The 15,128-nt window shown below is 55.3% G+C and carries 14 protein-coding genes; 6 read left to right on the plus strand and 8 right to left on the minus strand.

Translation table 11 applies throughout. From position 1 onward, the window contains the following. Window positions 1-10: 10 nt before the first annotated feature. Both V1572_RS05985 and V1572_RS05990 read left to right on the plus strand, forming a co-directional pair. On the plus strand, window positions 11-1,063 hold the full coding sequence (locus V1572_RS05985; protein WP_008502074.1) for a patatin family protein: 1,053 nt from the start codon (window positions 11-13) through the stop codon (window positions 1,061-1,063). Further along, window positions 1,060-1,842, plus strand: a complete 783-nt coding sequence (locus V1572_RS05990; protein WP_045907738.1) for a TatD family hydrolase — start codon at window positions 1,060-1,062, stop codon at window positions 1,840-1,842. Before V1572_RS05985 ends, V1572_RS05990 begins: the two co-directional genes overlap by 4 nt. On the opposite strand, the gene V1572_RS05995 is transcribed toward V1572_RS05990, so the two are convergent. After that, window positions 1,837-2,697: a YjjW family glycine radical enzyme activase gene (locus V1572_RS05995; protein WP_045907739.1), complete on the minus strand. Its 861-nt coding sequence runs from the start codon at window positions 2,695-2,697 to the stop codon at window positions 1,837-1,839. The two genes, V1572_RS05990 and V1572_RS05995, sit on opposite strands and share 6 nt — an antisense overlap. Beyond that, window positions 2,672-4,219 carry a YjjI family glycine radical enzyme gene (locus V1572_RS06000; protein ID WP_395299783.1) on the minus strand — a complete coding sequence of 516 codons (1,548 nt, stop codon included), beginning with the start codon at window positions 4,217-4,219 and terminating at the stop codon, window positions 2,672-2,674. The genes V1572_RS05995 and V1572_RS06000 overlap by 26 nt, the downstream gene beginning before the upstream one ends. Window positions 4,220-4,481: 262 nt before the next feature. Here V1572_RS06000 and deoC point away from each other — a divergent pair, with 262 nt between their 5' ends. The 4 genes from deoC to deoD all read left to right on the plus strand — a co-directional run bounded on the left by deoC (window position 4,482) and on the right by deoD (window position 8,788). Continuing rightward, on the plus strand, window positions 4,482-5,261 hold the full coding sequence (deoC, locus tag V1572_RS06005; RefSeq protein ID WP_003856543.1) for a deoxyribose-phosphate aldolase: 780 nt from the start codon (window positions 4,482-4,484) through the stop codon (window positions 5,259-5,261). A 101-nt stretch (window positions 5,262-5,362) separates the two neighbouring features. Beyond that, a complete protein-coding gene (gene deoA, locus V1572_RS06010; RefSeq protein ID WP_024908263.1) occupies window positions 5,363-6,685 on the plus strand; it encodes a thymidine phosphorylase in 1,323 nt (440 codons plus the stop codon). 53 nt (window positions 6,686-6,738) lie between these two features. After that, window positions 6,739-7,962, plus strand: coding sequence for a phosphopentomutase (gene deoB, locus V1572_RS06015; protein WP_014882457.1), 1,224 nt, complete (start codon window positions 6,739-6,741; stop codon window positions 7,960-7,962). A gap of 103 nt (window positions 7,963-8,065) precedes the next feature. Beyond that, window positions 8,066-8,788 (plus strand): purine-nucleoside phosphorylase, encoded by a 723-nt coding sequence (gene deoD, locus V1572_RS06020; protein WP_045907741.1) that lies wholly within the window; start codon window positions 8,066-8,068, stop codon window positions 8,786-8,788. 43 nt (window positions 8,789-8,831) lie between these two features. Here the strand turns inward: deoD and V1572_RS06025 are convergent, their stop codons facing one another. The 6 genes from V1572_RS06025 to V1572_RS06050 form a co-directional block, all read right to left on the minus strand. Next, entirely contained in the window at window positions 8,832-9,536 is a 705-nt protein-coding gene (locus V1572_RS06025; protein WP_045907742.1) for a DUF1120 domain-containing protein, read from the minus strand. A gap of 117 nt (window positions 9,537-9,653) precedes the next feature. Further along, window positions 9,654-10,217, minus strand: a complete 564-nt coding sequence (locus tag V1572_RS06030) for a hypothetical protein (RefSeq protein WP_052714348.1) — start codon at window positions 10,215-10,217, stop codon at window positions 9,654-9,656. Then, window positions 10,208-12,574, minus strand: coding sequence for a fimbrial biogenesis usher protein (locus V1572_RS06035; RefSeq protein WP_395299784.1), 2,367 nt, complete (start codon window positions 12,572-12,574; stop codon window positions 10,208-10,210). The genes V1572_RS06030 and V1572_RS06035 overlap by 10 nt, the downstream gene beginning before the upstream one ends. A gap of 63 nt (window positions 12,575-12,637) precedes the next feature. Next, entirely contained in the window at window positions 12,638-13,327 is a 690-nt protein-coding gene (locus V1572_RS06040) for a fimbria/pilus chaperone family protein (RefSeq protein WP_233099204.1), read from the minus strand. 82 nt (window positions 13,328-13,409) lie between these two features. After that, a complete protein-coding gene (locus tag V1572_RS06045; RefSeq protein ID WP_045907745.1) occupies window positions 13,410-14,126 on the minus strand; it encodes a DUF1120 domain-containing protein in 717 nt (238 codons plus the stop codon). Window positions 14,127-14,371: 245 nt separating this feature from the next. After that, window positions 14,372-15,082 carry a DUF1120 domain-containing protein gene (locus V1572_RS06050; RefSeq protein ID WP_045907746.1) on the minus strand — a complete coding sequence of 237 codons (711 nt, stop codon included), beginning with the start codon at window positions 15,080-15,082 and terminating at the stop codon, window positions 14,372-14,374. Window positions 15,083-15,128 lie beyond the last annotated feature (46 nt).

The following is a 15,128-nucleotide window of genomic DNA, read 5'->3' on the forward strand; positions in this document are numbered from 1 at the left end:
GAAAGCAGAGGTGGGGCAACGAATTCCCGTTACGCTCGGCAACATTGCGCCGCTGACGTTAAAACCGTTTCGCGCAGGTCAACTCGCGCTGGTCTGCGAGGGTGGCGGACAGCGCGGCATTTTCACCGCTGGCGTGCTGGACGAATTTATGCGCGCGCAGTTCAACCCGTTTGACCTGTACTTCGGCACGTCTGCCGGGGCGCAGAATCTCTCTGCCTATGTCTGTAACCAGCCCGGATACGCGCGAAAGGTCATCATGCGCTACACCACGGCGAAAGAATTTTTTAATCCGGTGCGTTTTGTGCGCGGCGGTAACCTGATCGACCTCGACTGGTTGCTGGAGTCAACCTCCAGCCAGATGCCGCTGGCCATGGACACCGCGGCCCGCCTGTTTGATAGCGGTAAAGAATTCTGGATGTGCGCCAGCCGGGGGGATGACTATTCGCCGGGCTATTTTTCTCCGCAGAAGGAGAACTGGCTGGACATCATCCGCGCCTCCAGCGCCATTCCCGGTTTTTATCGTACCGGTGCGCTGCTGGACGGCATTAGCTATCTGGACGGCGGGATCAGTGACGCCGTGCCGGTGCAGGAAGCCGCCCGTCGCGGGGCGAAAACCATTGTGGTGATCCGTACCGTACCGTCGCAAATGTATTACACCCCACAGTGGTTTAAGCGGATGGAGCGCTGGCTGGGCGACAGCAGCCTGCAGCCACTGGTGAACATCGCGAAGCAGCATGAAACCACCTACGGCGCGATGCAACGTTTCATTGAAAAGCCGCCGGGTAAGCTGCGTATTTTTGAAATTTATCCGCCTAAGCCGCTGCTGAGCATGGCGCTGGGCAGCCGCGTCCCTGCGCTGCGCATGGATTACAAAACGGGACGGCTGTGCGGACGCTACTTCCTGGCGACGGTGGGGAAAATGCTGGCGGAGCAACCGCCGCTTCATCGCCATAAACGCATTATTACGCCGCCTGCGATTGTCGCCAACGACGCTCTGACGGTGCCCCTGGTGGACATTCCGCAGGCGAATGACGCTTTACTGGATAACGAGGATCTGGCGTGACGCACCGCTTTGTCGATACCCATTGCCACTTTGATTTCCCACCGTTTACGGGAGATGAAGAACACAGTATTGCGAAAGCGGCTGACGCAGGCGTTCAGGCCATTATTGTGCCGTCAGTGGAGGCGGCGTACTTTTCCCGGGTGCTGGATCTTGCTGCACGGCACCCCGCGCTCTATGCGGCGCTCGGCCTGCATCCGATCGTGATTGAGCGGCATCGTGATGAGCACATTGAGAGACTTGATGAGATCCTGCGGACCGCAGGGGACAAGCTTGTCGCCATCGGGGAGATCGGCCTCGATCTTTATCGCGAAGATCCGCATTTTGAGCGCCAGCAGACGATCCTCGACGCGCAGCTCAGGCTGGCGAAGCGTCACGATCTGCCGGTGATCCTCCACTCCAGACGCACGCACGATAAGCTGGCGATGCACCTGAAACGCATCGATCTGCCGCGCAGGGGCGTCGTGCACGGTTTCTCCGGCAGCCTGCAGCAGGCGCAGCGTTTCATTGAACTGGGCTATAAAATTGGAGTGGGTGGCACCATCACCTATCCGCGTGCCAGTAAAACCCGTGACGTGATGGTACAGCTGCCGCTGTCGGCGCTTCTGCTGGAAACCGATGCGCCGGATATGCCGCTGAACGGTTTTCAGGGACAGCCGAATCGCCCGGAACAGGCGGCGCGCGTGTTCACCACCCTGTGTGAACTGCGACAGGAGCCGGAAGAGGTGATTGCCGATGCGCTGCTGGAAAATACGCGTTCGGTATTTGGCATCACGCTATAGATAAAGCGCCGGGCGGATCACCGTTATCCTCTGTTTTTCCAGCGCCCGCGCAAGCGGTTCAACGTCTTCCGGCGTGGCGCTGCGCCACGACGCCGCCTCACCGTACACGCCATGCGCATGAAACGCGTTAAGGCGTACCGGCACGTTTCCCAGCCCGTGGATAAACGCCGTCAGCGGCTTCAGATTTTCCAGGTAATCACACTGCCCCGGAATCACCAGCAGGCGGAGCTCCGTCAAACGGTGGCGTTCTGCCAGCCAGCGGATACTCTGCTTGATCTGCTGATTGTCGCGTCCGGTCAGGAAGCGGTGGTGTTCGTTCCCCCATGCTTTCAGGTCCAGCATCGCGCCATCCAGTACCGGCAGCAGCTTTTGCCAGCCGGTTTCGCTTAACAAACCGTTGCTGTCGACCAGACAGGTCAGATGACGCAGGGCGGGATCGGCTTTGATCGCGGTGAACAGCGTCACTAAAAACGGCAATTGCGTTGTGGCTTCCCCGCCGCTTACGGTGATCCCTTCGATAAACGGTGCGGATTTGCGGACCTGGGTGAGGATCTCCTCCACGCTCAGTCGGTGCGCCATGGGCGTCGCCTGCTGCTGGCACAGGTGCAGGCAGGTGTCGCACTGCTGGCAGTCGCTCTCCTGCCACCAGACGCGCCCGGCCTGAATGGTCAGCGCGTCGTGCGGGCAGTGGGGCACGCAGTCCCCGCAGTCGTTGCAGCGGCCGATCGTCCACGGGTTGTGGCAGGTTTTACAGCGCAGGTTGCAGCCCTGCAGGAACAGGGCCAGGCGGCTGCCCGGCCCGTCCACGCAGGAAAAAGGAATGACCTGACTAACTAAAGCGCATCTGCTGTTCATGGCTAATCACGCGCGGCTGACGTTCCAGAATGCGGGTATTGCGTGCGGCTTCTTCCCCCAGCCACGTGGTGTTCGTTCTCGACCCTGCTTCCCGGTATTTCTCCAGATCCAATAGCCGCACCATATACCCGGTGACGCGCACCAGATCGTTACCCGCTACGTTGGCGGTAAACTCGCGCATACCCGCCCTGAACGCGCCCAGGCACAGCTGAACCACCGCCTGCGGGTTGCGTTTTACCGTTTCATCCAGCGTCAGGATATCGCTTATCCCGGAAGAGTAGTGCTTGTGATGGGGAGCCACCGCCAGCAGATGGCTGATGGGATCCGGCTCGTCACCGTAGGGCAGGCGCGCGCCCGGCGTGGTGCCCGAATCGGAGCTGATCCCCGACTGCGCATGAAGCATCGCGCGCTGCTTCCAGCCGTGTTTCACCGGCGTGTTTTCGACAAACGCCGCAAGCTGTTCGCTGATGCGATAGCCCAGCGCGTTGGCCTGCTCATCTTTGCCGTAACGTCCCGCGATGCCTGCTTTCTCACAGAGCACGTTTACCGCTTCTGCCAGACCGTACATGCCAAACATCGGCACAAACCGATCGGCATCAATCAGCCCCTCTTTCACCAGGAAGCTATTCTCAAAGAAGCCGGATTGTTGATACAGGAAATCGCAGCGGGCATCAATGATGGCCATTTGCTGCTGGCAGTAGTGCGGAAGGGCGCGGCTGAAGAAGTCTTCACTTGACGTGCTGTGTTCGGCGATGGCCTTGAGATTGAGACGCACCAGGGTGCTGCCACCGCCAGCCAGAGGCAGGGAGTTGTAACAGCTCACCACGCCATAACGGCCTTTTGTGAAAATTTTATCATTCACCGGGCCATTAGAAATATGCGGTTTGCTGCATTCACATATGTTTTTCGCCACCTCAAGCAGTAAATCATCCGGGGTGATCTCTGGATCATAAATAAAGGTCAGGTTCGGCGCGACCTGCTTCAGATCTGCATCGGCACGCAGAATGGCACGGGTGATGGGCGTATCTTCCGGCCCGATATTGGCATGCATAAAGGCATCCGGCAGCGTACGGTCAAGATAGCGCCAGAAACGTTTTATTCGGCTATTGATTTCTTCTTGTGTTAGAATTCTAACATATGGTTGCAGCAGCGCATCAAGCTGGCCGAGATAGACCGGCATCGATGTAACGGACGGGACATGATGGTAGAGGATGGTTAACAGCGAGAGGGCATCGTCGAGATCTTTTGCCCCTTCCAGCTCCAGCCATTCTGAACCGTTAGCCAGAAATTTTGCGTAATCCGGCAGAACGTAACGGGGTTTGTAAGGCGCATGGCCTTCGAACATGTCACAGATAAACCCCTCGTCCAGCGCGGCGCGCGCAACTTCAGGAAGTGCCGGATACGGCAGGTTGTTTTCCGCTTCCAGCGCCAGAAAATGACGTTTTTGTTCCGGGGTTAACACCGGGCTTGTCACAATCTGCTGGCAACGTTGCTGCAGGGCGTCGGGGCTGGAGTGGGGCATATTCGCTTCCTTGAATGTTCTGCGGATGATGAACGGATTGTAGAAAGCCTGCCTGTTGGCGCTTTTGATCCCACAGGGGGTATTGCTGCTTTAGTCGGCAATTTGCGCACTAAAGTTTGAAGAAGATCTCATTACAGTAATGCAAATTTGTACGCAGTTTTCATTAACTGTGATGAATGTCGAAGTGTGGATGCGGGTGGATGTTAGAATACTCACAGACCCGCAAGGTAAAATTTATACGGCACTGCCGTTGGAGATTGTTATGACCGATTTAACTGCAAGCAGCCTGCGCGCGTTGAAACTGATGGACCTGACTACCCTGAACGATGACGACACCAATGAGAAAGTCATCGCCCTGTGCCATCAGGCGAAAACGCCAGTGGGTAATACCGCAGCCGTTTGTATCTATCCGCGCTTTATCCCGATTGCCCGTAAGACGCTGAAAGAGCAGGGCACCCCGGACGTGCGCATTGCAACCGTGACTAACTTCCCGCACGGCAACGACGATATCGAGATTGCGCTGGCAGAAACCCGCGCGGCGATTGCATACGGTGCAGACGAAGTTGACGTGGTGTTCCCTTACCGCGCGCTGATCGCCGGTAACGAGCAGGTCGGTTTTGACCTGGTGAAAGCCTGTAAAGACGCGTGTGCGGCGGCCAACGTGCTGCTGAAAGTGATCATCGAAACCGGCGAGCTGAAAGAAGAGGCGCTGATTCGTAAAGCCTCTGAAATCTCCATCAAAGCCGGTGCGGATTTCATTAAAACCTCTACCGGTAAAGTGCCGGTAAATGCGACCCCGGAAAGCGCGCGCATCATGATGGAAGTGATCCGCGACATGGGCGTGTCCAAAACCGTAGGCTTCAAACCTGCGGGCGGCGTGCGTACCGCCGAAGACGCGCAGCAGTTCCTGGCGATTGCCGACGAACTGTTCGGCGCCGACTGGGCCGATTCCCGTCACTACCGCTTCGGTGCGTCCAGCCTGCTGGCCAGCCTGCTGAAGGCGCTGGGTCACGGCGACGGTAAGAGCGCAAGTAGCTACTAAGTTTGAATTGCCGGGTGGCGCTACGCTTACCCGGCCTACCCGGATCGTGGTCGGGTAAACCGTACCCGCCACCATTCACCCGATTCCTCATGGGGGTTACCGTGTTTCTCGCACAAGAAATTATTCGTAAAAAACGTGATGGTCATGCATTAAGCGACGAAGAGATCCGCTTCTTCATCAACGGCATTCGTGATAACACCGTCTCAGAAGGGCAGATTGCGGCTCTGGCGATGACCATTTTCTTCCACGATATGTCGATGCCTGAGCGCGTGTCGCTGACCATGGCGATGCGAGATTCAGGAACCGTTCTGGACTGGAAGAGCCTCAACCTTAACGGCCCGATTGTCGATAAACACTCCACCGGCGGCGTGGGCGACGTAACCTCCCTGATGCTCGGCCCCATGGTGGCAGCCTGTGGCGGTTACATCCCGATGATCTCCGGGCGCGGCCTGGGCCACACCGGCGGTACGCTCGACAAACTGGAAGCCATTCCGGGCTTCGATATCTTCCCGGATGACAACCGCTTCCGCGACATTATTAAAGACGTTGGTGTGGCGATTATCGGCCAGACCAGCTCTCTTGCTCCGGCAGACAAGCGTTTCTACGCGACCCGCGACATCACCGCGACCGTTGACTCCATCCCGCTGATCACCGCTTCTATCCTGGCGAAGAAGCTGGCAGAAGGGCTGGACGCGCTGGTGATGGACGTGAAGGTAGGCAGCGGCGCGTTTATGCCAACCTATGAACTCTCTGAGGCGCTGGCCGAAGCGATCGTTGGCGTCTCCAACGGCGCAGGCGTGCGCACTACCGCACTGCTCACCGATATGAACCAGGTGCTGGCTTCCAGCGCCGGTAACGCCGTCGAAGTGCGTGAAGCCGTCCAGTTCCTGACGGGGGAATACCGTAACCCGCGCCTGTTCGACGTCACCATGGCGCTGTGCGTTGAGATGTTAATCTCCGGCAAGCTCGCCAAAGACGACGCCGACGCCCGCGCGAAGCTGCAGGCGGTGCTGGACAACGGCAAAGCGGCGGAGATCTTCGGCCGCATGGTCGCGGCGCAAAAAGGCCCGACCGACTTCGTCGAAAATTACGCGAAGTACCTGCCCACCGCGACGCTCAGCAAAGCGGTGTATGCCGATAGCGAAGGGTTTGTCTCCGCCATGGACACCCGTGCCCTCGGCATGGCGGTGGTCTCAATGGGCGGCGGTCGTCGTCAGGCCTCAGACACCATTGATTACAGCGTCGGCTTTACCGATATGGCCCGTCTGGGCGACAGCGTTGACGGCCAACGTCCGCTGGCGGTGATCCACGCCAAAGATGAAGCCAGCTGGCAGGAAGCGGCGAAAGCGGTGAAAGCGGCCATCACGCTTGACGATAAAGCACCGGAAACCACACCGACTGTCTATCGCCGTATCACCGAATAGCGGTATACTGATCTGATCGATAATTTTTGAAGCACTACGTACGGAGAACAATTATGAAACGTGCATTTATTATGGTGCTGGACTCATTCGGCATCGGCGCAACCGAAGATGCAGAACGTTTTGGTGACGTGGGTTCCGATACCATGGGTCACATCGCGGAAGCCTGTGCGAAAGGCGAAGCGGATAACGGTCGTAAAGGCCCTCTGACTCTACCAAACCTGACCCGCCTTGGGCTGGTGAAAGCGCATGAAGGCTCTACCGGTAAAATCGCAGCCGGTATGGACGGCAACGCGGAAGTCGTGGGCGCCTATGCCTGGGCGCACGAGCTCTCATCCGGTAAAGACACCCCGTCTGGTCACTGGGAAATCGCCGGTGTGCCGGTGCTGTTCGACTGGGGTTACTTCTCCGATCACGAGAACAGCTTCCCGCAGGAGCTGCTCGATAAGCTGGTGAAGCGTGCCAACCTGCCGGGTTACCTCGGCAACTGCCACTCTTCCGGTACCGTGATTCTGGACCAGCTCGGCGAAGAGCACATGAAAACCGGCAAGCCGATTTTCTACACTTCTGCTGACTCCGTGTTCCAGATTGCCTGCCACGAAGAGACGTTTGGCCTGGATAAACTCTACGAGCTGTGCGAAATCGCCCGCGAAGAGCTGACCGAAGGCGGCTACAACATCGGCCGCGTGATCGCGCGTCCGTTTATTGGTGACAAAGCGGGTAACTTCCAGCGTACCGGTAACCGTCACGATCTGGCCGTTGAGCCGCCGGCGCCAACCGTGCTGCAGAAGCTGGTCGATGAGAAAGACGGTCACGTGGTGTCCGTGGGTAAAATTGCGGATATCTACGCTAACTGCGGCATCACCAAAAAGGTCAAAGCGACCGGTCTCGATGCGCTGTTCGATGCCACCATCAAAGAGATGAAAGAAGCGGGCGACAAGACCATTGTCTTCACCAACTTCGTGGACTTCGACTCCTCCTGGGGTCACCGTCGCGACGTCGCGGGTTATGCTGCGGGTCTTGAGCTGTTCGACCGCCGTCTGCCGGAGCTGATGGAGCTGGTGGGTGAAGATGACATTCTGATCCTGACCGCGGACCACGGCTGTGACCCAACCTGGACCGGTACCGACCACACCCGCGAGCACATTCCGGTGCTGGTGTACGGCCCGAAAGTGAAGCCGGGCTCGCTGGGTCACCGTGAAACCTTCGCGGACATCGGCCAGACCCTGGCGAAATATTTTGGTACGTCTGACATGGAATATGGCAAGGCCATGTTCTGATGTCATTGCCCGGTGGCGCTTCGCTTACCGGGCCTACGGTTTTGTAGGCCGGGTAAGGCATAGCCGCCACCCGGCAAAAACAACAATGTAAAAGGAACTGAAGATGGCAACTCCTCACATTAATGCAGAAATGGGTGATTTCGCTGACGTCGTGTTGATGCCGGGCGACCCGCTGCGCGCGAAGCACATTGCAGAAACCTTCCTCGAAGACGTGCGTGAAGTGAATAACGTACGCGGCATGCTGGGCTTCACCGGTACCTATAAAGGCCGCAAAATCTCCGTCATGGGTCACGGTATGGGTATCCCATCCTGCTCTATCTACACCAAAGAGCTGATCACCGACTTCGGCGTGAAGAAAATCATCCGCGTGGGCTCCTGTGGCGCGGTGCGTATGGACGTTAAGCTGCGCGACGTGGTTATCGGCATGGGTGCCTGCACCGATTCCAAAGTAAACCGCATGCGTTTCAAAGACCATGACTTCGCGGCAATCGCTGACTTCGGCATGGTGCGTGACGCGGTTGACGCGGCAAAAGCGCTGGGCGTTGACGCGCGCGTGGGTAACCTCTTCTCTGCCGATCTGTTCTATGCACCAGACGGCGGCGAGATGTTCGACGTGATGGAAAAATACGGCATTCTGGGCGTGGAAATGGAAGCGGCGGGCATCTACGGCGTTGCGGCTGAGTTTGGTGCGAAAGCGCTGACCATCTGCACCGTGTCCGACCATATCCGTACTCATGAGCAGACCACTGCCGCTGAGCGTCAGACCACCTTCAACGACATGATCAAAATCGCGCTGGAATCCGTTCTGCTGGGCGACAAAGCGTAATGTTGTCTGCCGGGCGGCATTCGCTGCCCGGCATTTTCACTTCTTACAGATACACGACGCTGATCGTCGCCTGACCATCAAACTCGGTGTCTTCCGTCAGAGACAGCTTCTTCAGGTTTTCCACTGCCAGCGAGACGTTCAGCGGGAAAGAGACGCTGGTCACCGCCATCGGGTCGGTTTTACCGGCAGATGCCACGCTCATCAGACCCAGGTCTTTGTTCGCAATGGTGCCACCATTGGCTTTCTGCCAGCGGCCCATACTTGTACCTGCAGACAGCGCAGTACGGATAGGCTCAACCGTTGCGCCGTTCGCCGTGACGTCACCGGTGCTGGTATACACTGAGTATGCGCCGATGTTCTTACCGTCATGCGTTTTACCCAGACCAAAGGTCGAGATGCTGCCGCGCAGCTCGCCACCGTTAGACGTCGCATTCATCACCTTCAGATTGGAACTGCTGCCGGTGCTGGCGTTGGTGTCTGCGCGGTTATCCGCGATGCTCCAGCCCACTTTAGTCGGCGTTGGGCAGTTGATCGTGAGTGTCAGACCCTTTTCACCCAGCTGGGTTGCCTGGGTCTGAGAGAGATCGCCGACCTGGACGGTACCGAAATCGATCACGCCATTGTTGCTGAGTTCAGGCGTACAGGAATTGCCTGTCAGCGACGCTTTGACTTTCAGTACCGCTGTGTCACCCGCATGAGCACAGGTCGCTGCCAGTGCCAGTGCGGCGGCAAGGAGACTCTTTTTCATGGTTAATCCTTAACATAGATGTAATGAATATTAAATTGAATGGACGGATCCATAATTTAAAAGGTTTATTTTTCTTCTTACTCTTCACCCAAAAAATGAATACGAAGGTGAATTCTTTTACTCGCTTGTTAATAATTCCCAGGCGAGGGTGCTTTCCAGGTCGGTATTATCGGAAATTCTGCGCAGCTGGTTATTATTAATGATGGGTATAAGTTTTATGGTTACGCTCATTTGCTTGCCCTGAACCGGTGTCGCGTTTTGGCGAGCAATGATGCCGTCGTTGTTTTTCAGGAAAACATGTTCTTTGGGGCTGTCTGATGAGGTAAATTTTACCCGGTCGGTGGTTTTGACGAGATCGTAGCGGCGTCCGTCTACCGTCATGTTGTTCGCGACCAGCGCCAGCCGTCCCTCCTGCCCAAACAGCACGCCGCCGTTGGCGCCAGACGCGGACTGCATGAACAGGGCCATGACCTGAGGCTGAGGGCAAAACACGTTGATCATCACCTCTTTTGCGGGCATGCGATTCCAGTTTTTCAGAGAGGCAGCAATATCGTCCTGTTTGAATCGGCCAAACGAGACGGTCGGCTGAGAAAGGGTCATCTGGCACTCCTCGCTGAATACCTGAGAGGCGAAAAATAATGTCAGACCGCTCAGCATCACGTTAACTATTTTCACTGGCATGTTCCTTCTGCTTTTTCGTAATAGGCGTCTTTATCTTTCTCTTCATTCAGCGTGTAGTGGATCTGGCATAAACGCGTCATATTGTCGTCCACGACATACAGCTCCGGCGTCGTCGAGGCATCAGAAATAAACACGCTGCCGTTATCCATCACGCTGACAATATAGTTGCTGTCTTTGTCCACGATACTTAGCCCTTTTTCGAGCCAGCCGCCATTGACATGTTTTACCTTCAGCATCACGCGACGGGTATTCAGCACCTGGAAATCGACCTGGGCAAATGAGCCGTAGGCCGCGGACACGGTCTGGATACCATTTGATAAATCCATCCCCTGCGGCAGCGAGCTGGTATTGATCACAATTTGTGATTTCTGCCACTCTCTGAGCCCGGGAACGACGGCTTGCCCCCAGTAATCTGTCCAGACGGTGCCATCGGGTGTGGTGATTTCTATTCCGCTTTCCGGCTCACTTAGCCTTGCGATGCCAAAGGTCTCTTTCACCGGGAAGGGGGCAAAGGTGAGGCCATGGCGGTGCATGACAATGCCACCCCCTAACGATGCGCTGTAGTTATGCTGGTTTCCGTCATTCTGACCAGCAGACAGCCCAAGTTGGGTATAGTGCAGGTTGGTCGTGATATTGCCGTTAAAGGAATCACTTTTGTCCTGATTATCGCGATCGGCAGAAATGTTGTAGTTAAGGTTTCGGCCGACAGAACCGCTGTCCTGGACGCCATAGTTTTGCTTTTCACCCTGAGTACGCATGTAGGTACTGACGCGATCGTCGCCCAGAGGGACGATCAGGCTGACATAGAAGAGATCGTCATTGTTGCTGGTGCTGTTTTCTGTTTCGCTATTGCTCATGGCGTGTTGCCAGTTTATGGACAGCGAAGTACGCCCCAGGCTTTTGCTCCACGAGGCCATCAGATAGCGTGAGTCACCGCTGCTCTCATCGCCAGAGTTCGCGCTGTATTGTAAAGAGAGGGAGCCGATGTATTCGTTGTTCCAGCTGAGGCTGGTATTCCATGCGTTTTCATAGCTTTGCGATTCTTCGTCCATGGCTTCGGTGAGCTCACGAAAGTCGCCGTTATACTGGGAAGCACTGAGCCCGAGCGTCAGCTGCGCGGGGAGTAAAATATTGCTGCTGAGCTCAAACTTGCTGCCCCGCTGCGTATCATAAAAGCGGGACTGACTCAGCAATACGCTGGGTGAAATGAGCCAGTTTTCATTGACGGACCAGTCGAGCTTTGCACCGGTAGACTGGTATTTCTCGGCCAGCACGCTTGCCGCAACGGCAGTCAGGCGTGTAGTCAGGCTCGTACCGTCAGACACGGTGAACACCCAGGGGGAATTCTTTTCATCGCCACTGTCGCGAACCTGACCAAGTGCCAGATTTAACCCCTCGGCACGGTTGCTCCCGATGACGTTGAGGGCTGATGAGGGCACGGTGAAATGGGTTGTTGAGCCATCGGTTTCGATGACGCTGACATCCAGGTCGACATTGCTGCGCAAAACCGGTACGTCCGGCAGCGTGAAGGGACCGGCATTGATCAGCGAAGAATAGATAACCTGACCGGACTGACGAACTTCTACGCGAGCCTGGTTTGTACGGGCAATACCGGAGACTTCCGTGACCTGAATATTGGGCTGAAGACCGGTTTCAGGCATGAGCTGGACCCCGGTAATTTGCGCGCCGCTAAACAGGGCGGAGTTGATATTGATTTGACCGACCTGCGCACGCATTTTTTTCTCTTCAAAAACGTGCTCAGCGTAGGTGTAAAGATTCTCGGCGCTGCGGGTGCCGTTATCGTCCGTCAGGATGTAGTTACTGCGCAGCGTCCAGTTTGCAATGTTAATACCGGTACCGATATTTCCCTGTGAAAACGTGCTGTTGCCACCGCTGCCATATTCGTTGTAGTTGGTGAAAGCGTTGTAGTTAATGAGGCCCGCAACGCCGCCGTGAGAGTAAAACCTGGCGGCATAGAACCCGTTATCCATGGCTTCTGCCGGAACGAAGATCTCCAGTGACTCGGTGTTGGGCATGAGCGTGATCGTGGCTGAAGGGTAGTCTTTGAGCAGGTCATGACACGTCTCTTTTTCGCTGATATTTAGCGGTAAAAGCCCCACGGCGCTGATGAAATCATCATCAACACAGAGCTGCCCTTCGTCCCCTATCTTGACGGCGAGACTGCCCTTTTCAATGCCGTTTATTTTTACCTGCACGGCATGCTTGCCAGGCAGATAGCGTTGAGCTTCAGAGAAATAGTGGGCGAGGTTGGTACTGATGCCACGTGTCGCCAGAATATCCGTATTAAAGTCCACATCGGACGCATGCAGCGCGGAAGACGGCAGTAATACTGCCACTACTGCCGCTCGGCGCATCCTGTTGCGCAATGATAGCTCAGTCACCAAAGCATCCCTGTCGTTTTAGCGTTTAAGGGGGGCTGTGTAGTTATCCACTTCAATCCCGTAGCGGCTCGCGGGGCTGAACTCTACTGCGTTATCGGTGCTACCCATCGGCTTGTCCATCTGCACTTTCATGGTTTCACCCGGCAGGATAAAGGTCTTGTTGACCAGCCCGGTTGCTCGCGATGGAAGTAGGGTAATGGCGGTTGAGAAGCGCACGACGTAAGGGGAGGTATTGCGCACCACAACCTCTTTTCCTTCCAGCGACCAGGTCAGTAACTTCCACGCATCGGTGACGACAGGCAGACTTTTCGGATGGATCAGTACCGGCAGATCCTGGCGAAGGTTAATCCCCACCTTCACGTTTTTATCTTTGCTCTTCGGCGGAATGCCTTCGAAGATCACGCGCTTATAGTGTTCGACCGCGAGAGGTTTATCGGTTTCAAGAATAAAACGCACCTGCTGTTCCTGGCCTGGTTCCAGACGAACAACCGGCTGGGTGACGTTGAGCTTTACGCCATTTTCCCCTTCGATATCGTTAATAGAGGTGTAGAGCAGAGTCGGTATGGTGTCGGTATTTTTGACGCTCATTACGCCGCCGTGGTTGGCTTCATCGATCATCAGCAGCGTGGTTTCAGGTACCATGCCTGCGGCGAACAGCGTGGTGGGAAGCGCGAATAAAAGGACGGAAAACAGGGATGAAGTTTTCATTATTCTGGTCATGATTTTTTCGTGGTTAACGGTAGTAAAAAACTCCCCATCGAAATGGAGAGTTTTGCGGCAACATGCTGAATTACAGATAAACCAGCGTAATAGTGGACTGGCCGTCGAGATCGGTTTTGTCGGTCAGGGTCAGATCTTTGCTTGGCGCGATAGCCAGGGCGATTTTCAGTGGGAAAGCTGCAGTGGTGAAGGCCATTGGCGCACGCTCACCCGTTTTGGCAACGGTCATCACGTCGGTACCGTCGTTCATGATGATGCCGCTGGTCCACATGTTGACCCAGCTTCTGCTGCTGATGGCGCCGCCGGTGTACATAGACGCGGCAATAGGCTGAGCCGTTGCGCCGTCTGCGGTGACGGAAGTCAGATAGGTCGCAACGGAATAGGCACCGATGTTTTCCCCTGCGCTGGTTTTACCCACGCCGTTCAACTGGTAGTTACCGGATGCCTGAGCACCGTTCGCCGTGCCGTTATCCACGTGGAACTCGCTTGATGTTTTATTCTTACCGGCATTTGAATCTGCACGGTCATCTTTGATCGTCCAGCCTACGCGGGTAGCCGACTGGCATTTGATGGTGAATGTCACATCTTTATGGCCAGCCTGGTAGGCCGCGGAGGAGGAAAGCGAATCCAGACCCACTTCGCCGAAATCTGCCAGACCGCCGTTGCTGATTTCAGGCACGCAACCAGCGCTGGTCAGCGTTCCCTGAACTTTCAGCATTGCAGTCGGTTCAGCATAGACCGCAGTCGCTGCCATTGATAAAACGGTAGCGAGAAGGAGCTTTTTCATTGTTATTCCTTAACCATAGAAAGAGTTAATAACTCAGATATTTTTAATTTAAAAATGACTTGCAAATCGATAAGTATCGGCATGACAAGCAGCGCCGATTTTAGTAATGATTTAAGTAATTCAATAATTAGTTTTACTTACACGTGCTTTGAGATTTAATAAGGCTAATTTAAACATTTATGAATGTATTTATTTAAATGAAAACGGCGGAATACTCCGCCGTGATAGTGACCAATCGTCAATGATTACAGGTAAACCAGCGTGATGGTGGTTTCGCCGCTCAGCTGAGCTTCATCCGTGGTGGACAGGCGGTTAGTGTTAACAATCGCCAGAGACACTTTGAACGGATAAACCACGTTGGTGATGGCCAGCGGTGCGGTATAGCCAGGCTTGGTTGCGGTCATAATTTCCGCGTTACCGTTAGCGATAACGCCAGACGCCAGGTTGCGCCACATGTATTCGCCTTTGCTGTTCACGTAGGCAGGGGCATAGATAGCCTGGGCAGGCATGCCGTTAGCCGTGATTTCATTGACGCGGGTGCTGATCGCATACGCACCAATTTTGTCGCCAGCGGCAGTGGTGCCCACGCCATAGGTGGTGCCAGCACCATACACGTCGCCGCCATTGTCTTTAGCATCACGAATATAAAACTCGCTGGAGCTCAGATCGTTTGCCGCATTGGAGTCTTCTTTGTTATCGGCAATACTCCAGGCAACTTTGGTTGCAGACGGGCAGTTGATGGTCAGAGACATGTCTTTCTGGCCCATCTGGTTGGTCTGGGTTGGAGAGAGCTGATCCAGCGCGATCGTCCCAAAATCAATAGAACCGCCGTTGCTTAATTCAGGGGTGCAAGAAGCATGGTTCATTTTACCCTGAACCTTCATCACGATGCTGCCGTCTGCCAGCGCTGCCGTGGACGTCATTGCAATCAGTGTTGCAAGAAGAACTTTTTTCATTGTTATTCCTTAACCAATAATTGAATAATTGTATTAATTATCATGA

Source organism: Enterobacter quasiroggenkampii (assembly GCF_043972695.1).
GTDB classification, from domain to species: Bacteria; Pseudomonadota; Gammaproteobacteria; order Enterobacterales; family Enterobacteriaceae; genus Enterobacter; species Enterobacter quasiroggenkampii.

Bases quoted from the DNA above. Each gene is read 5' to 3' on its own strand.
- V1572_RS05995 (WP_045907739.1), bottom strand. From the start codon at position 2,697: ATGAACAGCAGATGCGCTTTAGTTAGTCAGGTCATTCCTTTTTCCTGC.
- V1572_RS06000 (WP_395299783.1), bottom strand. From the start codon at position 4,219: ATGCCCCACTCCAGCCCCGACGCCCTGCAGCAACGTTGCCAGCAGATT.
- deoC (WP_003856543.1), top strand. From the start codon at position 4,482: ATGACCGATTTAACTGCAAGCAGCCTGCGCGCGTTGAAACTGATGGAC.
- deoB (WP_014882457.1), top strand. From the start codon at position 6,739: ATGAAACGTGCATTTATTATGGTGCTGGACTCATTCGGCATCGGCGCA.
- deoD (WP_045907741.1), top strand. From the start codon at position 8,066: ATGGCAACTCCTCACATTAATGCAGAAATGGGTGATTTCGCTGACGTC.
- V1572_RS06025 (WP_045907742.1), bottom strand. From the start codon at position 9,536: ATGAAAAAGAGTCTCCTTGCCGCCGCACTGGCACTGGCAGCGACCTGT.
- V1572_RS06030 (WP_052714348.1), bottom strand. From the start codon at position 10,217: ATGCCAGTGAAAATAGTTAACGTGATGCTGAGCGGTCTGACATTATTT.
- V1572_RS06040 (WP_233099204.1), bottom strand. From the start codon at position 13,327: ATGAAAACTTCATCCCTGTTTTCCGTCCTTTTATTCGCGCTTCCCACC.
- V1572_RS06045 (WP_045907745.1), bottom strand. From the start codon at position 14,126: ATGAAAAAGCTCCTTCTCGCTACCGTTTTATCAATGGCAGCGACTGCG.
- V1572_RS06050 (WP_045907746.1), bottom strand. From the start codon at position 15,082: ATGAAAAAAGTTCTTCTTGCAACACTGATTGCAATGACGTCCACGGCA.